We start from the raw sequence: 19,195 nt of genomic DNA, 5'->3' as shown, positions 1-19,195 counted from the left end.
GGTTATTTCAGCGCAGCGCGGAAGGTACGACTCTCACCGCCTAAATCGGTGATCACCTGCCATTCCACCTCGCCGCTGGCGGTAGCGGAAAACGGCACGGTTGCAGAGGAATAGGGTGCCACCATTTCAACGCCGGAAAGCGCTTTGCCGCCGATATGCACTGAGGCAAAGCTGATATAAAACGGCGTTGGGTTAGTCACCTGCAGCGCGCCATTCTGGCGGCGCCAGGTCAACTGATTTGCAACGTCATCCGGTCCGCCTTTTACCGACGCCGGACGGAAAAACAGCTTGTCGCAGGTATTAATCGAGAGCTGTAAGTTAATTTGCGTGTCGGTGGAATGGCTGGCATTGTTACCCGCCTGCTGCGGCGGCACGCCTTTGACGCACAGCCATTGCAGGGTTTCCCGATCGGCGGGCAGATTGGCACCTGTGCTCACCACTCGTATGCGACTTTGTTGATTCGCTTCAAGGCGAAACAGCGGCGGCGTGACGATAAACGGCGCCGGTGATTTTTTATCTGCCGCCACCACCGAAGACTGGACCAGAATGGGATAACTTTGCGGGTTAGCCAGCGACAGGGTGGCGCCGTCCGAGTTTTCAGGATAGATAACCCGCGTCGCGCCAAGTTTGACGCTAAAAGAGTTGGTATTGGTGGTGATGTTCTGGTCGGCAGCCTTTACCAGTGAGCCTGCGCTCAGGGCGAACAGCGCCGCAGTCATAGCGACAGTAGAGATAAATTTCATTTCGCGTATTTCCCGTCAGAGAGGTGATAGGTCAGGGAAGGCAGCAGAGTCCGGTGCCTCGTTAACTGCTGCAAATTCTAAGGAGGCAGCGGCGGGCGGTATATCTGACGGGTACGAAAAATAAGCGGTGTCGCGTGATGAAATAACTGGTCAGCACGATGGTGCGCGCGGCGGGAACGCGATTAGTATTCGGGGATCGCCGCCAATGGCGCCAATATAGACACTAAAGGTGCCATAATCGTGGAAAATAAGGTTGGAAAGGTCAGCTCCGACGGAGCAGGCGGCCTTTTATTCGAAGCGAAAAAACCGGGGCCTTTCACGAAGCGGTCACGGTGACCATCCACGTTAAATAGCGGTGACCGCGCGTCGTCATTGGCCGGTGAAAAACCAAATCAGGAGGCTTAACGCATTAAGCCTGAGCGGCACCGCTGATTATAGCGCCCGTATTCAGCGGCTTATTTAGTGGTATAGCCACCGTTGACCAGGATAGTTTGTCCGGTCATCCACCAGCCCTCTGATACCAGAAAACGCACCCAGGGAACGATATTATCAATATCGGTCAGACCGGTTTTACTGAAGGGGGAGAGTGCCGCCGCCGTTTTATGGTAGGCCACCGCGTCATCGCTCTCGGCCGGATAAAAGAAGGGCGTGTCCATCGGACCCGGACCAATAGCAGTGACGGAAATACCACGATCGCCAAACTCTTTTGCTGCGGCGCGCGTGAAGTGTTCTACCGGGGCTTTCATCCCGGCATAGGCGGCGTAAAACGGCGTAAATGCACCGAGCAGCGAAGTGACCAGCGTGCAAATTTTACCATTATCGTTAAGGTGCTTTCCGGCTTCTTTCAGAAAGAAAAATGCCGACTTAGCGTTAACGGCGCTCATTTCATCGTACTCTGCTTCAGAAATTTCAGCGATGGGCTTCTTTAGTACTTTACCAATCGTATTAATGGCAATATCGGGTTTGCCAAATGCGTTGGTTACCTGAGTAAACAGCTGCGTCATGGCGGCAGCGCTGGTCAGATCGGCCTGAAATGCTTGCGCCTGCGCACCTGCGGCTTTGACCGCCGCAACGGTATTCTCAGCCTCTGCTCTGCTTTTTTCACTGTTATAGTGAATGGCAATGGCTTTAGCGCCGTGGCTGGCAAAATCACGGGCAATTAATCCACCAAGGTTTTTGCCGCCGCCAGTAATGAGAATAATCTTATCTAAAATACTGTGGTGTGTCATAGTATTACTCCTTTATTATTTATTAAATAAAAGTAAATATTTTTTTATTCAAGAGTAGCGGCAGTTATTGATATATAAAGTCGTCATCTATGTTTAAAGTGTTCAGAAAACACGAACAATAATAGGAGCTATGGGTAACATGGATAGAGTTGATCTCTTCCGTATTTTTGTGCAGGCGGTTCAAAGTAATAGCTTTACCCGTGCTGCCAGCGTGATGAATATGCCACGCTCATCGGTTTCTGCTGCGATTGCGGAGCTGGAGACGCGCGTTGGCGTACGTCTTTTTCATCGAACCACCCGTAGTATTTCTCTTACTTCACATGGATGTGCTTTTTATGAACTTTGCCAAAACGCCATATCCGCAGTGGAAGAGGCGGAAAATATGTTCAAAAATGATGGCGCTCAGGCGTCTGGCAATATAAAAATTGACGTTCCCGGGCGCGTTGGGCGGCTGATTATTTCTCCGGCGTTGCCGGATTTTTTTCGACAATATCCGTTGATATCGCTGGATATGGGAATGTCAGATCGTAATGTCAATCTGGCTGAGGAAGGCATTGACTGTGCGCTGCGGGTTGGCGTACTGGCTAATTCCAGCCTCGTGGCGCGAAAGCTGGGCTATCTCCCGCTGATAAATGTGGCCTCGCCTGGCTATATCAGCAAGTACGGTATGCCAGATAGTCCTGACGCATTATCCAGGCATTTTATGGTGAGTTACGCTTCGCCTACCACCGGCAGAGTTGAGCGTTGGGAATGGCATGAAGACGGTCATGCGCATTTTATAGCGATGCAAAGTTTGATAACGGTAAATAATGCCGAAGCCTATATTTCCTGCTGCCTTGCAGGAATGGGAATAATTCAGATACCACAATATGATGTACAACAACATTTAGATTGCGGAGAACTGGTTGAAATTCTGCCAGATTATTTACCTGCGGCGCTTCCGGTTTCGCTTTTGTATCCACATCGCAAACACATCTCTCAGTCTTTGCTGCTATTTATTGGCTGGGTTGAGCCGCTTATTAAGGAGAAAATGCATCTGAATTAGCGGCCGACTGAGCGCAATCGCATCGGGTGTCAATTACAAACTGTGCTGCTGCCATTATCCTGACTTTATAATATGCATGATATAAAAATTTCGTATTATTTCCTGTTATGTAAAGTAAGGTAATGCAGCCACTCGCGCTATCCTGCAATCCTGGGTTACGACGGTCTGAAGGATTGCCGGGTTCCATGCTGTTTTTATTGTTGCCATGGTTAATATCAGGCTAATATTTAACCAGTTTTAAAAAATCAACTTTGAATTAATGTCTCTTTAATCCAGCTGGCTGTGTTTTAGAGTTAATTCCCATGGCAATGATGGTGTTTACTTCAGCTCTTACTTTATGTCACTATATCAATCCGCCCAGGACGGTACCATGTAGGAGTTAATAAGTAAGGGACTATATGAATAAATTTTTTCGCTTCTCATCAGTCATTCTTGGTGCTGGACTTTCAGTGCTGGCACCAAATGTAAACGCATCCTCGAATGCTCAGTTAACAGTAACGGCAAACGTGGCGGCGGGAACCTGCGATATATCGCTTTCAAATAGCAATATCGATTTAGGTAACTTTACCCGCACCGATTTTAAAAGCGTTGCCACACCTATTCCTGAAAGCGTTAAGAATTTCACCGTTGGCCTGAATAACTGCCAAAGCCCCGAGTCCACAGGGGATATTGCCAGTATAACCGTTTCAGGGCAGACGCTGGGGGGCTATGATAATATCTTTAACTCCAGCGGTTCAAATACTGGCGTCATGTTGAATCTACTTGATAGTCCGAATGCCTATATAAAGAACGGTGAAAAAATTAAAGTGGCAACGGCTGGTGAAACCCCCTCCGCTGCAGACTTCAATAATAAAACGTTGAGTATGCAGGTTGGACTGGCTTCTGCATCGCTGGCTGACAATGTGACGCTGGGTGCCATTAACGCTCCGATTCTTTTCAGCTTTGCCTACAACTAATTCTCATCAAGGCTGACAAGCCGTCAGCCTGCTATTTCTTTTCTGAAAAACCCATGAAAAAGCTAAGTTTTCAGTTATTTTTTATTTTTTCATTTTCTGCGCATGCCGATGGTTTTGGTATTAATGCTACCCGGCTGATCTATAAACAAGGTGAGAAAAGTATTAATACTGAGGTTCGTAATACGACCACTGGCGACACTTATCTTGTCAGCGCATCGGTTATTGGTACGTCGGAAGGTAAACAGAGTCGTTATTTTATTGTTACGCCACCGCTTTTCAGGCTGGAGGCCGGTGAGACAAATAAAATACGTATTTCGATGCTCAATGCCGATCTCCCACATGACAGAGAGTCGTTATTTTTCTTTAAGGCTACCGCGATTCCGTCTGCTAAAGAAAAGAAAAAAAATGCGAAGGAAGATCAAACATTTGGTGCGGTAAAGTTTGGTGTGAGTAATATCATTAAGCTTTTTTACCGACCTGATGGGTTGCACAGTTCACCGGAGGATGCGCAGAGGAAATTGCGCTTTGTGCCGGAAAAGAATGGCATAAAAGTGACGAATGATTCACCTTATTACGTTAGTTTTTCATCAATAAGAATAGATAGTCATTATGTTAATTTATCAAAAGCAGCCGATTTAATGTTACCACCCTTTAGTCATCATGTTTATGCCACCACCTGGCATAAAGGAAATGTTGTGTGGCGTACGATAAATGATAATGGCGGAATTAATGCCTATTCTCAAAAGATACATTAATTTTATTTTATTATTACTCTCTGTCGGAATGGTAAAAGATGCCGCCGCGCTGGTAGTGAATTTTGAAGCCAATATATCTAAAACGACATGTGATATCAGCCTTAGTCGAACCCTGTTGCCGCTGGGGGATATTTACAGACGCGCTCTTGTAGCCGGCGCGCTGGTGGGTGTTCAACCGTTCACGCTAAATATTAGCAATTGCCAGGGAGTGCCGGGAGAAACAATGACGCCGACAATCAAAACCTACGGAGAAGGTAAGCTGCAGGGGAGTAAATGGTTATTCAGAAATGAGGCCGCGTCGCACGCCGGCGGGGCGGGTATAATTCTGTATCAACAGCGGCAAACACCGACCTTCAGTGATACAGAAGTGCGCAGCGGCAATAAAATCGCCGTAGGACAGGCCGGTCAACTTCCCTCCGGCGGTCAGTTGCCCTTTTTCGTCGGGGTAAGCTGCGGTGATGGCGATGCCTGCGCTTCGGTAAAGCCCGGCGCATTGCGCGCTGCGATAATGTTTGACTTTTTCTATGAATAAACGCCTGAAAACACGCCTGTTGCTGCTTTTCTTGCTGATGGCCGGCGGTGCGCTTTGCACGGTAGCCAGTGCGCAAGGCGTTAGCTTAAGTCGGACGAGAGTGGTTTTTTCCGCCACGGATAAGGTTAAGACGCTTAGCGTACGCAACAGCAGCGGGCAGCGCTATCTGATACAGGCGCGAAGCGTTGCGCATGCTGATGACAGGCTAACGGGTCCCTTTATGCTAACGCCGCCGCTGTTTTTATTAGCGGCCGGGCAGCAGCAAATATTAAAAATTATTCCGGCTAAGAGCGACTGGCCGGGGGAAAAGGAGTCGGTTTCATATCTTACCGTTAGCGCGATTCCAACGCAGAACGAGGAGCACTGGCCGGCAGATGCATCGAAACTGTCATTGGGCTTCAGGTTTACAATCAAGATTTTTTACCGTCCGGCACATATGGCGCAAACCTTCGAACAGGCAGCCGCTTCCTTACAGTTTAGCCGAAAGGATCATGGACTTTTGGTTATTAATCCTGGCGGCTACTTTATGACCGTTGCCAGGCTGAGGCCGCAGGGATCCTCAACTTCAGTTCTGAGCAAACCCATTATGATTCCACCCGGGGGGCGGGCATTTATACCGGCGAATAAAAAGATAACAAAGGTTAGCTGGCGCGTTATTAATGACTATGGTGTTTTGTCTCAATATTACCATAATGAGGGTTTCTGATTATGCTATTCATTCCCTTATTACCGCTTAATGTGGGCAGGCTTTGCGCCTTGTTAATACTCCTCACTGCATTTTTTCATCCAGCTTATGCGCGGATTCAAGCGGGCGGTGGAATTGAGCTGGACGTTACGCGCGTCATATTTTCTGAGAAAGATAAAAATGGCGTGACGTTAAAAGTACATAACAAAACGGATAACGTATTTTTGCTTCAGGCGCAGTTTAAAGCCGTTGATCCATCCACCGGGCTGGCCAGCGGCAGCGTTGCCGCTATTCAGCCAATGCCCTTTATCGTTACACCGCCCCTCAGTCGCCTTGAGGCGCACAGCGAGCTGGTGCTCCGTATACGGCGTAATGAAGTACCGCTATCTGATAAAAAAGAGTCCGTTTATTTTATTTCTTTAAGGACCATTCCTGCCCAGAAGCGTGAGGAAAAAACTAACTATGTTGCCATGGTAGTGGTGACGAATCTGAAAGTATTTTTTCGGCCATATCGCCTTAAAAAACGGGTGATAGACGCGCTGTCGGCGGAAGTACGCTTTTTACGCAATAAAAACAGGCTTATTGTTAAAAATCCAACGCCTTACTGGTTGACATTTGCCTCATTACAAATCGGTCACTTTCACTTTGATAATGACCATTTACGTTTGATGGTACCGCCTCAGGGAGAGAGAGTGTATCGGATTCCGGATCGCGTCTCAGGCGAAGTGAAATGGGAATTAATGGATGAGGATGGCTGGAAAACAGAAATAAAGAGGCAGGAGCTTTGAACGCCTCTGCCGGTTCATAATTCTGTATCATCGTAACAGGCTTTTGAAATGAAAAAGGGATTTTTCTTTTATAATTTTATTGTTATAACGACGTGTTCACTGCCGTTAATAATGATTCAGAAAGTTTATAGTAAGGATTATTTCGATCCGGCCCTGTTATCTCTTAGCGGCGGTCAACAGGATATTGCTAATCTCGACGCATTTTCTGAGTCAGGCGGCATGTCTGCGGGTAAGTATCTTGTTGATGTTTATATTAATCAAAACTATGAAGGCCAGCATATGATGACCTTCAGTCCGGGGGGTGATAAAAAAAATCGTGTAGAGTTAACAACCGCCTTTTTAAAAAGAATGGGTGTGAATATAAATGCTACGCCGAAACTTATGTCTTTATCTGTCAATAAACCCGTGGGCGACATTAGCCAGTATATAAAAGATGCTCAAGTAAAATTTAATATTTCTCAGCTGCGTTTGGATATCAGCATTCCGCAGGTAAATATGCAAAGTCGCGCGCAGGGCTATGTTGACTCACAGTTCTGGGATGAAGGCGTGCCAGCGGCGCTGCTAAATTATAATATTAATGGTAGCAGCTCAGAATACCGTGGCACGCGCGCTGCCGATAGTAAGCAAAATAATCTTTTTGCTAATTTATCGGGTGGCGTTAACTGGGGAGCCTGGCGCCTGCGGAGTAATGTGACCTACAGCTATAATGATATCTACGGTTCAGCAATCGGTAACGCCAGGTTTCAAAAGTTACAGGTTAATACCACTTATTTGCAGCGGGATATTATTCCGCTAAAGTCGCAAATCTTGCTGGGAGAAAATAATACGGGTAACGAGGTATTTGATAGCTTTCCTTTTCAGGGGCTACAGCTGGCCTCCAGCGACGAAATGCTGCCGGATAGCCTGCGTGGTTTTGCACCGCTAATCAGCGGGGTGGCGCGAACCAATGCCCGGGTTACGGTAACGCAAAATGGCAATATTGTTTATCAAAGTTATGTCCCACCAGGGCCATTTCGTATTTCAGATCTCTACCAGGCCGGGCAGGGTGGTAATTTGATTGTGACTATCAGGGAAGCTGACGGCGAAGTGCGTACGCAAAAAATTGCCTATTCCTCTTTGCCGGTAATGCGCCGTCCCGGCAGTTATAAATACGAGATAACCACCGGACGCTTTCACAGCAATGGTTTAAAAGATGCCGAAAATGCGAACTTCCTGCTGGCGTCGTATATTCTGGGTCTGCCACATAACGTTACCTTTTATAGCGGCGGCTTGTTTTCTGAGCGCTATCTTTCTGCCGTTGGCGGCGTGGGGCTGTCGCTGGGGAGTTTTGGCGCACTGTCTGCCGATATTACGACGGCTTCGGCGAAACTGCACGGTATGAAGGGATTCCAGCAGGGAGAGTCTTACCGCCTGCGTTATTCAAAAAGTCTGATGAATACCGGGACATCAATTGATCTGACGGCCTACCGCTACAGTACGCAAAATTATTATAGCTTCACCGATTTTAATAATTATCGTCAGTTTGCTTATCACGATTACCTTTCGGGAAGTAGCGAACGGCAGCGCTCGTTATTTCAGACCAGCCTTAATCAACAGCTCGGAAAGTTTGGCACGCTATTCTTATCGGCGTCCCGCTATAATTACTGGAATAATAATCGGATTGATAACACCTTGTCTGCCGGTCTGAGTACGGTAATTCGCGGCATTAGCGTAGGCGTTAATTACAGCATTGAGCGCGTGTATAATCAGGGAGACTGGCCGGAAAACAGGCAGCTAGCGTTTAATATGCAGGTTCCGCTGGCGCTGTTTTCTCCGCAAAGGACAGCGTTGCACAACATCTATGCGAGTTATCAGCTGACGCATTCTGGACGGGGGCAAACGCAGCAGCAGGCAGGCATTACCGGTAATGCCCTTAACAGTAAGCTTTCTTATAATCTGTCGCAAAGTTGGGCCACGGCGCGCGGCGATAAAAACAGTAATCTGAACGTCAGCTACCAGGGCGCCCAGGGTCAGGTCAATGTCGGGTATAACTATAATAACAGCGCGCGTACGCTGAACGCCGGCATTAATGGGGGAATAGTCATTCACCCCCACGGCGTGACTCTCAGCCAGATGCTGGGTGATTCACTGGCGATTGTTGAAGCCCCGGGAGCTGGCGGCGCGACGGTGACTAACGGCAATATTACTACTAATGACCGTGGCTATGCTGTGATCCCTTATCTCGCCGCCTATCGGCGCAATAATATTAGCCTTGACCCAACCACGCTGCCTGATGATGTCGACATTAAGCAATCCAGCGTGATGGTTTATCCCACCAGGGGGGCGGTTGTCAGGGCTATCTTTAATCCCCGCGTCGGTTATCAGGCGCTGATTACGATGAAAAATAATAATCGGCCGCTGCGTTTTGGCAGCACCGTCACGGTTATCTCCGAAAATAATGACGCTGACACCTCGATTGTTGGCGAAGCCGGGCAGGTTTACCTGACGGGGCTGGCTACCAGAGGAAAATTATTCGCCAAATGGGGAGCCGGCACCGGCGAGCAGTGCCGGGCGGCCTTTGATCTATCGCACAGTAAAGCGGCATCAGATTATAACCCGGTAAGAAATATTACCGTCGATTGCCAATAGCCCGGGATTTTACAGAGGTTGTATGAATAATTTTTTACGTTACCCGTTTTTAAAGCTGGCGCTGCTGAGCCTGCTTATACAAAGCGCCTTTTCTTATGCTGACACCATCACTGTTGGTAAAGGTATTGGTATCGTCTGGTCAGGTTTACCCTACAGCTATACGGAAACGCACGATCTTGATTGGCTATGGATGGACCCCAAATACGGCATGGTGGCCATTTCAGATATTGTGAGCCGGTGTATGTCCTCTTCCCAGTTAACCAATATTGGCGGCTATCAGGCCTATAAAATAGCCCACGGCATTGGCATTATACCGATCGCCAGCGTGTCTGCGACCTACTGGCGTAAAAATGATAATGACAAACCTACCACCATGTCCGGGCACATCGGCATTCCAGAGACCCAGGTAACCACCTCGGCTGGTGAAACCATCGGATCCTCTGCTGGCTATGCCTGGTGCGTGCCGCCGTCGAATAAAGATAGTTCGATGAGTGGCTTTTTCGCCAAAACAGAACGTACGGCATCGATTAATGGCTACTGGGCTATTGTCGCCGATGGCACGCAGACCAGTGACGATATTAACGTCAAGCCGATGTACTTTGGATCCTATACGGTGGGTGGGATGTCTGGTGATATTCACCAGCAAATATTTCCCAGTGACATCGTTTTTAGGGTGAATAATCTGCATTGTAATGTTGATACGCCGGCGCTAATTGATTTTGGCTCGGTCTCTGGTAATCTGCGGACCGGCGCGCAGCTGGCCGAAGTAAAAAAGCACTTTAATGTGCAGTGCTTTCAGGATTCCGATCGAATTTCCACCAATTTAAACGTTCAGTTTCGCGCCTCCAGTGGGCTGTATCAGGGAAATAAATCGCGACTGGCGCTGCAGGAGGGCGGCGGTTACATTACCGGCGAAATTGGCAACGGCGTTACCGGAAGCGGGCAGTGTACCGCTGACAGCGGCGTTTCTTTTGATAATACGCAGCTGAAGATTGGTCAGATTGCCGACAGCGATACTTCCCGGGTCATTCAGAATGAGATTACCTGGCGCCTCTGCTCCGGCGGCAAGGATCTGCCCTTTGGCGATGTGCATGCGGCCACGGAAGTGCTGGTGACCTTTAATTAACGCAGAGGCTGGCAGAACGACGCTAGCCCCTGCACCGGCTTACTGTGACAGGTGAGTCTGAATAAGCGTTTTATATAATAATTGCTTATCCGCCGGCTTGAGGTTTTTCTGTTGCAGACTGTCTGTAAAGGCCGCTTCGGCGGGCGGAAAATGCCCCGCGCCGGCCTTCAGGTCTTGCGCAATTTTCTCAACAATCTGCGTCGATAGCTGAGATATTTTCGTTCTGACTTCGTCCAGCGGGCGCGGATGCCAGCCTTTTTCCGGCGTCGAGAGCCAGTCGGCGCGATAGCGATACTGTATCGCCTTAGCCACGTCCATCTGCGCCTGAATAAAAGGCTTAATGCTGTCCGGCGCAATCCCCTGGCTTTGCGCAAGCTGCAGCGTACTGGCCATCACCTTTTTTTCCTGGGCTAAATCTTCTACCGGCTGATGGTTTGCCGCTTTACTGCCTGCCACGTCTTTCATCCAGCCCAGCCGCTGGTTGATCAGCTCGCCGGGTTGACTGCTGTCGGCAGCATATGCCGGCAGGCTGGTACAGATTAGGGTCAGTAGCAGCGCAAAAAGATTGCGTTTGCTGAAGCTTAGCGGTTTGTTTTGCATTTTCCGTCCTTATGGTTCACGTCATTTCCCATTATTGCCCTGTTTGCCAGCCCGGTCGCTAGCGTGCAAGGCGTCATTGGGCTGACGTTATGGATTTAAGACGGAGATCGGCCAAAAATCCAGTATGATGGTGGCGTCAGTTTAATCAGGCCAGGTTCACCGATGAGCAACAATCACGCAGCGCTACTCAGGCAGCTGGCTGAAACGCTGGCTGAGGATAATAAAACCCCGCTGTATAAGCGTTTTGCCGCCGTTATCATCCAGGCCGTACGGCAGGGCCTTTTGCAGAATGAAGAAATATTGCCGAGCGAGCGCGAGTTCAGTCAGGCGCTCAGCGTTTCCCGTATTACGGTGCGCAAAGCGATGGATGAGCTGGAAAAGCAGGGCGTGGTATTCCGCAGTCGTGGCTACGGCACGCAGATTTGCAGCCAGTTTGAGTATTCGCTTAAGGAGCCGAAAGGGCTGTCGCAGCAGGCGGTATTACGGGGTAAAACGCCGGACACCGTCTGGATTAATAAAAGCCGTCTGCGCTGCAACAGTGAAATCGCGCAGAAGCTTGAGCTGGCCGTTGGCAGCGAGGTCTGGCTACTCAAACGCATCCGTTACGTTGATGGCCAGGCGGTGTCGGTTGAAGAATCATGGGTTCCGCTGGCCTATATTAACGACGCCGATGATATCGGTATTTCCCTGTACGACTATTTCCGCCGTCATCAGATCCAGCCGGTGAAAACCCAGAGCCGGGTAAGCGCCCGCATGCCGGACGCTGACCTGAAACAGCACATTGCGCTGCCGGATAATATCCCGGTGCTGGTCATCCGTCAGCTGGCGCTGGATGAGCACGCTGCGCCGCTGGAGTACAGCATCAGCTACTGCCGTGGCGATATGTATGTGTTTATTGCGGAGTAAGGCTCTGCTGCCAGTATTTACGCAGTGATTCCCGGTCCGGCGAGCAGTCGCCGCCGCGATGGGACACCACAAACGAGGCAACGGCGTTGCCTAAAGCGATGGCGTCTTCCAGCGGCCAGCCGGCAGCCAGACCGGCCAGCAGGCCGCCGGCGTGGCTGTCGCCGGCGCCAATAGTATCCACCACTTTCGCCGGCAGCGGCGCCAGCCATTTCTGCTGGCGGCCGTCGTTAAAGCCCGCGCCTTCGCTGTCCAGCCGGACGATTAGCGGGCTGCCATAACGGCTAACCCACTGCCTCAGCAGGCTCTGTACATCGAAGTTATCCTGCTGTTCCAGCCGTTCATACCACAACATTTCGGCTTCCTGTCGATTGACCGTCACCAGCGGCTTAAGGGCCATAACGCGCGTAAAAAATCCCGCATCCAGCTCTGCCAGCCGCGGGCCGAAATCGATCAGCAGCCGCTGCATGGCGCCCGGATTTTCAAACCAGCGCAGCAGCTTCTCGCCGCTGGCGCTGGTCAGCTGGTAGCCGGACAGATAGAACCAGCCGCCTGGCTGCTGCGGTATGGTTTGCAGCATGGCGTCATCCCACTGATTCTCCACGCCGCTTACCGATAAAAAGGTGCGCTCGCCGTCCGGCTCTACCAGCGCCAGACACCAGCCGTTATCACCACTGGCGGTTTCGGTTACGCTGTGAATATCATACTGCCGCAGCTTCTGACGTATGATGCCTGCCCAGACGCCGTTACCCATCGGCAGGGCGTTAGTGGCGCAGATATTCAGCCTGCGCAGCGCAATCGCAACGTTTAGCGCGCAGCCGCCGACTGCCACGTCCTGCTGGTGCAGTTCCACGTCGCTGCCGCGATGGGGCAAGGTGTAAGCATCGGCAATCACGTCCACTACCGCCGCACCGATGATGCAAACCGGGTAGCGGCTCTCCAGCCTGTCGAGCAGATCAGGCGTCATGATGGCAGCCCTCGCGCTGCTGACGTAAGCGACTAAAGGCGGCGCTGTAACGGGTAAAGTCGAGCTGATTAGCGTCATCCAGCTGCGCTTTTAAGTCACTATCAATGGCATCAATACCGTTAAGGGCGCCGCAAATGGAGACCGCCATGGCGCCGATGGTGTCGGTATCGCCACCCAGATTTGCGCACAGAACGGCGCAACGATTGGGGTCGGTGCCGGAGAGCTCCACCATGGCAATGGCGGCAGGCACCGATTCAATGGTGCTGGTGCCGGTGCCGACCAGGTCATAAATTTTCTGCATGGTTGATTCAACGCCGCAACCCCCGGCAACGACCGTCAGCGCCAGCTCAAGGCGGGCGGCCATCGAGGCGCTGAAGGTGGTCACGCGCTTTTCCTGTGCGGCGCGGGCGATAGCGGGCAGCTCATCGCGAATTACCGGCCAGCCAGCGCCGCTGACGGCGCGCGAGACGGCCCAGGCGATTACCGTTGCGCCGGCAATGGCGACGTCGGCTTTATGCGTCGGGCTGGAGGCCAGCGCGACGGCGTCGATAAAGGCATCCAGATCGCGGGCGGGCAGCAGGCATCCCAGCGGCGAAATACGCATTGCCGCACCGTTGGTCAGGCCGTTGTTTTCCAGCTGCGCAATTGGCGTGCCGGCTTTCAGCGCATTCAGCGCAATTTTCGACGTTGGACCGAGCACGTTTTTATTAAAGGCGTCGAAAGTATCCGCCCAGCGTAAAATGTTGGCGCCGATGGTTTCAGCGACGATGTCTCCTTCATGGCTGAGGATGGCGTCTGCCAGCGCCAGCGCCATCGACGTGTCATCAGTAAACTCGGCGCGCTTAAAGTAGCAGGCGGCGCTATTTTCCTTCGGCCCCGGTAAAAAACTGTTAATCCAGCCAAAATGCTGTTTCACCCGCTGACGCGGCCACAGCTCTGACGGCATGCCCATGGCATCGCCCAGCGCCTGGCCGTAAAAGGCGCCGAGAATGCGTTTTTCCTGGTGAAAAGTGGTCATTATATTTTCCCTTATTGCCGGCTCTCAGCCTGAGCCTCTGCTTGATAGGTGGTTAATTCGTCGCTGCGCTTTTTGCCATCGCGGAACAGCAGAATAAAGGCCACGGTGATCAGGGCTATCATCACGCTGCCGAACAGCCACATGCCTGCCCAGTTGAAGGTCAGCCCGTTACGCGGCTTATCGAAAGCAAACATCTCCTGCATCAGGTAACCCCCCAGTCGATAGCCTAGCAGGCTGCCGATCCCTTGGCAGGCGAGGGTGATAAGGCCCTGTGCGGCGTTGCGCATGGCGACCGGTGCTTTTTTGTCGACGTAGATATAGGCGGTAACGAAGTAAAAATCATAGCTGACGCCGTGCAGCAAAATGCCCATAAACAGCAGGCCGATGGTCAGCGCATTCTGGTCGCCGCCGAAGACAAAGAACACATAGCGCAGCGCGGCGGTGACCAGTCCCAGCAGCAGCACTTTGCCGATGCCAAAGCGTTTGATAAAGAACGGCAGCGCCAGCAGGAAGAAAATCTCCGACACCTGACCCAGCGTCATCCAGCCGGTCGCGTGCGCCAGGCCGACCTCGGTCAGATAACCCTCAGCGAAAATGTAGTAAAATGCCAGCGGCATGCTAAACAGGAATGAACAGACGAAGAACACCAGAAAGCTGCGATCTTTAAGCAGCTGCAGCGCATCCAGGCCCAGCGCCACGCGCAGACTGAATTTTCCAGTGCTTTTCGGCTGGGTGGCGGGCAGCGTCAGGGCGAAAATACCCAACAGCAGGGAGCTGGCGGCGGTGATCAGCAGCGGTATGTTGCTGGCAGAGATATCGCCAAAACCGAGCAGCGGCGGCAGGAAGCCGCAGGCAATGCCGGAGGCTATCCAGCCGAGGGTGCCCATTACGCGGATGCGCGGATAGTCGCGCTCCACGTCCTCAACGTGAGAAAAAGCGATGCTGTTGGTCAGCGCAATGGTGGGCATGTAGGTCAGGGCATAGAGCAGCAGCAGCGGGAAGAAGGTAGTGAACTGCTGCTGTTGGGCGGCGAAAAACATCAGAACCGCGCCGGCTATCATCAGCAGCGCCAGTACCTTTTGTGCCTGAAAAAAGCGATCGGCGAGCGAACCGACCAGGATAGGAGAAAGAATCGCGGCGATAGAAGTACAGGCGTAGCACCAGGCTATCTCCACCGGGCTGAAACCATTTTTGCTGAGAAACGCCCAGAGCGGAACGAACCATGCGCCCCAGATAAACCACTCAAGGAACATCATAAATGACAGGCTGGCGATTTTATTTTTCATGTAGGGTACTCCCGGATATTGGTGTAACCAATCTAGCACCAATAATAGTACCTTTGTAATACCTTTGGCTTATTATTTGATCTACCTCGCACCGGGTTAGCGATTAGCAGCGATTGATCAGGGATGTTGATTGCCTGAAGCGCGCGGCAGGCGCAAAATTTGTGCGTAATATCGACCAACACTGCAGCACTGAGAAGAGGTATTAATGAGCGAACATGGAGAATATCGGCCCGCAGCGAGCACGGCTGAAGTTATTGACGTTATTTCAGTGCAGTCGCAGGTGATTTATGGCTGCGTTGGCAACAGTATTGCCGTCCCTTCTCTGACGCGCAACGGACTGCGGGCGCTGGCGGTTCCTACCGTATTACTCAGCAATACACCCCATTATCCCACCTGCTATGGCGGCGAAATCCCTCAGCAATGGTTTCAGGGCTATTTACAGGCGATTGCCGAACGCGGGCTTGATGCTCAGGTGCGGGCCATTATTACCGGCTATTTGCGAACCATCGATAAAGCCGAGGCGCTGGCGGCCTGGCTGGCTGAGATGAGAGCGAAAAAGCCGCATCTGCTGATGATTATCGATCCAGTACTGGGTGATGAAGATACCGGTTTTTATGTCGATCCCGCGCTTGCTCAGCATTACCGCGACAGCCTGGCCCCGCTGGCCACCGGCCTGACGCCTAATCGCTTTGAGCTGGGCTGCTTGTGCGGCGAAACCCTCCGGCATGAAGATGAAATTGTTGACGCCGCGCGGTCGTTATTAAGCCAGCATACTAAATGGGTGGTGGTCACCAGCGCAGCCCGTAGCGATGATGCGCAGCAAATGAAGGTATTCTGCGTCACTGCCCAGGCGGTGAGCGTGACTGAACATCCCTGCTACCCTGACCCGCCCAAGGGCACCGGCGATCTGTTCACCGCCGAAATGACGGCGGGGCTGCTGAAAGGGCTGCCCGTCGCTGAGGCTGCGCGTCAGGCCGGTCTGTTCGCGCAGCAGTGCGTCTGGCGAACCCGTGAGGCGGGCTGGCGTGAGCTGAAGCTGATGGAGTAAACCTCCTTCCCGGGCCGCATTATTCGGCTCCGGGAGCCTGCCGCGATATCTGTCAGCGATCACTTAATTGATACTTTTTTCATCATTCCCCTCTTTTTTTTCGTCGGCGCGCCGATAGTAGCTTTAACCCTGGCCTTATACGCACTGATCATCTGTTGGTGTGCTAACCGGTTGGCGTATTCACAACGACAAAATCAGAGAGACGGGCATGGATAATATCCAACGAGACATTGATGAGCGTGCCAATCTGGCGCTGACCAACAAATTTGAACTGCTGCTGTTCAGACTGGGGGTAGAAACGGCGAAAGGCGCCTCTGAGCTGTATGGCATCAACGTATTTAAACTGCGCGAAATTATGCCAATGCCGGAAATCACCAAAGCGGCGGGTATGGCGGCGCCGCTGTTGGGAATGACCAGCATTCGTGGACAGATTATCCCGGTAATTGATTTAGCGGCGGTGGCCGGCTGCGTCCCTGAAACCGGGCACAATCTGCTGCTGGTAACTGAATATGCCCGCAGTACCCAGGCCTTCGCGATTGAGTCTGTTGACGATATCGTTCGTCTTGAGTGGAGCCAGGTGCATCCCTCTGAGATGGCGCTGAACGCCAAATACGTTACCAGTATCGCTTCGCTTGAACGTCTTTCCGGCGAGAAAGGGCTGGTGCAGATCCTCGACGTAGAGCAGGTATTGCATGAAATTATCCCGTCCACGCGGGAAGTCCACGAAAATAAAATCGTCCAGGATAAGACCATTAGCATCAAGCCTGGCGCCAGCGTTATCGTCGCCGAAGACTCAAAAGTCGCACGTCAGATGCTGGAAAAGGCGATGGAGGCGATGAAGCTGCCTGCCATCATGCACACCACCGGTCTGGAAGCCTGGAAATACATTCAGCAGATTGCCAGAGAATCTCTGGAGAGCGGTCAGCCGGTCAGCGATAAGATCGCGCTGGTGCTGACTGACCTGGAAATGCCGGAGATGGATGGTTTTACCCTGACGCGCAGCATTAAGGGCGACAAGGTTTTGGCCGGTATCCCGGTGATTATTCACTCGTCTCTCACCGGTAGCGCCAATGAAGAGCATATCCGGAAAGTTCGGGCGGATGGCTACGTGGCGAAGTTTGAAATCAATGAGCTGTTTGGCGCGATTAAGTCGGTACTTCAGCCCTGATTCATGGGCGGTAAAGGGCCGTTTGGCGTTACGGCCCTTTTATCCTGGACTTCAGGAGGTTATTCCCCTCCCTGCCAGCCCGGTTTATCTCACCTGCGGTGGGCTGTTGCGTTCGTCTGCGCGGCGGTTGGCTGATTTCTCCACCTTTGGTGGGTTGTTCCGTTCGCCTGCCAGGCAGGTGGCATAGTTGCCCGCCGCTGTGGGCGACCGGCAAGGGGCCATCAAACGTCATGGCCCCTTGACCCCGGACTTCCGGCAGTTTCTGCGTGGCTGCGCCCTTCCCTCACGCATGTAGCCCGCCGTACGGGCCGTTCGCGATGCGTTCCCGACGCAGCGCTTACTTTCGCCGCCTCCCTGCGGCTCACCCTGGCGGGCTTCATTCGCTCGGCGCAGAAAAGCCTGTTGGTACAGGTTTGCTGAAACGGCATCCGTTTTTAATTAATGAAGACGTTGGGTGCAGGTTTGCTGAAAATGGCATTCGTTTTTTATTAAAAAGCAAAACCACGTTGCGGGCATCCAGCCCGGCGCAGACCGGGTTTTATTTTTTACTTAAAGCGATGAAGAAGCTTACGGGGGAGGAGAAGGCCCGGCTGATTTCAGTAGGCTCGCGGCCATGGATGGCCGTGCGCCAGGCCACACGGATGTGCTTGTGCCGGTGCGGAAAGCAGCCGGGCCTTCTGTGACTTGGGTACCGGGCTTACAGCAATGAGGGTCTGCCGTTCGCCTCCCTGCGGCTCACCCTGGCGGGCTTCATCCGTTTGTCGCAGAAAAGCCTTTGGCGCAGGGTTGCTGTGAGATGTTTGTGAGTGTTCACTTACTTTGCCCGCGCTTTGGTCCTGATGCAGCGATTATCGTGTGGTTTATTTGTCGTCGCGGTTTGCTTTCTCATGGTTTGGGCCGTTGCGCTCAGCTCTGCTGAGCAGCATAAACGCAGTTGCTTTATATTTTTATCCTATTCTCCGGCAAGCCGCTGTCTGAGGGTAGCCAGCGAATTACGCTGTTTACCCTGAGCATCAAAATTAGTTGCTGCCAGCCACTGCGATAAGGCTTTTTTGGTTAGTGGCCACTCACTATCAATAATTGAGAACCAGGCTGTGTCTCTGCTGCGTCCTTTATAAACTAACGCCTGGCGAAAGGTGCCTTCATAGCTAAAACCCAGCCGTAGCGCAGCGCGACGCGATGGGGCGTTTAAACTGTCACATTTCCACTCATAGCGGCGGTATCCAAGGGTATCAAACACATAACGCATCAGCAGGAACTGCGCTTCGCTGGAGAGCGGCGACTGCTTTAGCAGCGGTGAAAAGGTGACATGTCCGACTTCAATTACGCCGTGCTGGGGCTGCTGGCGCATTAGCGCCAGGGTGCCGACGGCTTTGCCGCTGCGCCGGTCAATTACCGCATAGTGGCGCGGGTCCTGGCCTTTTACGGACTGCTCGATATAGGCCAGGAAAGCATCGACGCTGTTGAAGGGTTCGGCAAGTAGCCAGGTCCAGTCGCGCCCGTCAGCAGCCTGCTCCCAGGCCTGAAAAAGATCGTTCCCATGACGTGCGGCGTCTAACGGCTCAATGCGACAATAATCCCCGTCAATTGTGACTTTACCCGGTAGTGGTCGCTCACTCCAGTCTGGCATGGCGGGGCCGACTGGCTGGCCGAATTGATTGTAATGCTGCGTCATACGGGTTTCCTTTGCCTGGGTAATTAGCCGCAGTGTAAAGTTG

Annotated in this window: 19 protein-coding genes; 12 read left to right on the top strand and 7 right to left on the bottom strand. The window is 52.0% G+C overall.

The features are described 5' to 3' along the window. Positions 1 to 2: 2 nt before the first annotated feature. The gene (locus BTJ39_RS14285; RefSeq protein ID WP_078003373.1) at positions 3 to 743 is read right to left on the bottom strand and encodes a fimbria/pilus periplasmic chaperone; all 741 of its coding nucleotides are present in this window, start codon (positions 741 to 743) and stop codon (positions 3 to 5) included. Between the two features lie 455 nt (positions 744 to 1,198). Continuing rightward, positions 1,199 to 1,972 carry an SDR family oxidoreductase gene (locus BTJ39_RS14280; RefSeq protein WP_078003372.1) on the bottom strand — a complete coding sequence of 258 codons (774 nt, stop codon included), beginning with the start codon at positions 1,970 to 1,972 and terminating at the stop codon, positions 1,199 to 1,201. Between the two features lie 139 nt (positions 1,973 to 2,111). Here BTJ39_RS14280 and BTJ39_RS14275 point away from each other — a divergent pair, with 139 nt between their 5' ends. From BTJ39_RS14275 to BTJ39_RS14240, 8 genes are all read left to right on the top strand, one after another. Beyond that, on the top strand, positions 2,112 to 3,017 hold the full coding sequence (locus tag BTJ39_RS14275) for a LysR family transcriptional regulator (RefSeq protein ID WP_078003395.1): 906 nt from the start codon (positions 2,112 to 2,114) through the stop codon (positions 3,015 to 3,017). Between the two features lie 398 nt (positions 3,018 to 3,415). Continuing rightward, on the top strand, positions 3,416 to 3,973 hold the full coding sequence (locus BTJ39_RS14270) for a fimbrial protein (protein WP_078003371.1): 558 nt from the start codon (positions 3,416 to 3,418) through the stop codon (positions 3,971 to 3,973). Positions 3,974 to 4,026: 53 nt separating this feature from the next. Continuing rightward, a complete protein-coding gene (locus tag BTJ39_RS14265) occupies positions 4,027 to 4,728 on the top strand; it encodes a fimbrial biogenesis chaperone (protein ID WP_078003370.1) in 702 nt (233 codons plus the stop codon). 223 nt (positions 4,729 to 4,951) lie between these two features. Further along, positions 4,952 to 5,260 (top strand): hypothetical protein, encoded by a 309-nt coding sequence (locus tag BTJ39_RS25425; protein WP_176110323.1) that lies wholly within the window; start codon positions 4,952 to 4,954, stop codon positions 5,258 to 5,260. Beyond that, positions 5,253 to 5,966, top strand: a complete 714-nt coding sequence (locus tag BTJ39_RS14255) for a fimbrial biogenesis chaperone (protein ID WP_078003368.1) — start codon at positions 5,253 to 5,255, stop codon at positions 5,964 to 5,966. Before BTJ39_RS25425 ends, BTJ39_RS14255 begins: the two co-directional genes overlap by 8 nt. A 2-nt stretch (positions 5,967 to 5,968) precedes the next feature. Then, positions 5,969 to 6,733 (top strand): fimbrial biogenesis chaperone, encoded by a 765-nt coding sequence (locus BTJ39_RS14250; RefSeq protein WP_078003367.1) that lies wholly within the window; start codon positions 5,969 to 5,971, stop codon positions 6,731 to 6,733. Between the two features lie 111 nt (positions 6,734 to 6,844). Then, positions 6,845 to 9,361, top strand: a complete 2,517-nt coding sequence (locus BTJ39_RS14245; protein WP_176110321.1) for a fimbria/pilus outer membrane usher protein — start codon at positions 6,845 to 6,847, stop codon at positions 9,359 to 9,361. A gap of 22 nt (positions 9,362 to 9,383) precedes the next feature. Further along, complete coding sequence (locus BTJ39_RS14240; RefSeq protein WP_241825916.1) at positions 9,384 to 10,487, top strand: hypothetical protein; 1,104 nt, start codon at positions 9,384 to 9,386, stop codon at positions 10,485 to 10,487. A 39-nt stretch (positions 10,488 to 10,526) separates the two neighbouring features. Here BTJ39_RS14240 and BTJ39_RS14235 read toward each other — a convergent pair whose 3' ends face one another. After that, on the bottom strand, positions 10,527 to 11,087 hold the full coding sequence (locus BTJ39_RS14235) for a chorismate mutase (protein ID WP_078003365.1): 561 nt from the start codon (positions 11,085 to 11,087) through the stop codon (positions 10,527 to 10,529). Positions 11,088 to 11,249: 162 nt separating this feature from the next. On the opposite strand from BTJ39_RS14235, the gene BTJ39_RS14230 reads away from it, so the two are divergent. Next, positions 11,250 to 11,993 carry a GntR family transcriptional regulator gene (locus tag BTJ39_RS14230; RefSeq protein ID WP_078003364.1) on the top strand — a complete coding sequence of 248 codons (744 nt, stop codon included), beginning with the start codon at positions 11,250 to 11,252 and terminating at the stop codon, positions 11,991 to 11,993. Here the strand turns inward: BTJ39_RS14230 and BTJ39_RS14225 are convergent. The 3 genes from BTJ39_RS14225 to BTJ39_RS14215 are packed head-to-tail and all read right to left on the bottom strand — an operon-like array spanning position 11,980 to position 15,261. Beyond that, on the bottom strand, positions 11,980 to 12,957 hold the full coding sequence (locus BTJ39_RS14225) for a PfkB family carbohydrate kinase (RefSeq protein WP_078003363.1): 978 nt from the start codon (positions 12,955 to 12,957) through the stop codon (positions 11,980 to 11,982). The genes BTJ39_RS14230 and BTJ39_RS14225 overlap by 14 nt on opposite strands. Continuing rightward, the gene (locus BTJ39_RS14220; protein WP_078003362.1) at positions 12,947 to 13,975 is read right to left on the bottom strand and encodes an ADP-ribosylglycohydrolase family protein; all 1,029 of its coding nucleotides are present in this window, start codon (positions 13,973 to 13,975) and stop codon (positions 12,947 to 12,949) included. The genes BTJ39_RS14225 and BTJ39_RS14220 overlap by 11 nt, the downstream gene beginning before the upstream one ends. An 11-nt stretch (positions 13,976 to 13,986) precedes the next feature. Further along, positions 13,987 to 15,261, bottom strand: a complete 1,275-nt coding sequence (locus BTJ39_RS14215) for a nucleoside permease (protein WP_078003361.1) — start codon at positions 15,259 to 15,261, stop codon at positions 13,987 to 13,989. A 205-nt stretch (positions 15,262 to 15,466) separates the two neighbouring features. On the opposite strand from BTJ39_RS14215, the gene pdxK reads away from it, so the two are divergent. From pdxK to BTJ39_RS14200, 3 genes are all read left to right on the top strand, one after another. Continuing rightward, positions 15,467 to 16,309 (top strand): pyridoxine/pyridoxal/pyridoxamine kinase, encoded by an 843-nt coding sequence (gene pdxK / locus BTJ39_RS14210; RefSeq protein ID WP_078003360.1) that lies wholly within the window; start codon positions 15,467 to 15,469, stop codon positions 16,307 to 16,309. Between the two features lie 208 nt (positions 16,310 to 16,517). Beyond that, positions 16,518 to 17,477: a chemotaxis protein gene (locus BTJ39_RS14205; RefSeq protein WP_078003359.1), complete on the top strand. Its 960-nt coding sequence runs from the start codon at positions 16,518 to 16,520 to the stop codon at positions 17,475 to 17,477. Positions 17,478 to 17,794: 317 nt separating this feature from the next. After that, a complete protein-coding gene (locus tag BTJ39_RS14200) occupies positions 17,795 to 18,160 on the top strand; it encodes a hypothetical protein (RefSeq protein ID WP_078003358.1) in 366 nt (121 codons plus the stop codon). A gap of 269 nt (positions 18,161 to 18,429) precedes the next feature. Here the strand turns inward: BTJ39_RS14200 and BTJ39_RS14195 are convergent, their stop codons facing one another. Beyond that, entirely contained in the window at positions 18,430 to 19,152 is a 723-nt protein-coding gene (locus tag BTJ39_RS14195) for a GNAT family N-acetyltransferase (protein ID WP_078003357.1), read from the bottom strand. Positions 19,153 to 19,195: the final 43 nt, after the last annotated feature.

The sequence above is a fragment of the Izhakiella australiensis genome, assembly GCF_002006995.1.
GTDB classification, from domain to species: domain Bacteria; phylum Pseudomonadota; class Gammaproteobacteria; order Enterobacterales; family Enterobacteriaceae; genus Izhakiella; species Izhakiella australiensis.
Note: the sequence above shows the minus strand (reverse complement) of the source record. Positions and strands in the feature narration are given on the sequence as shown.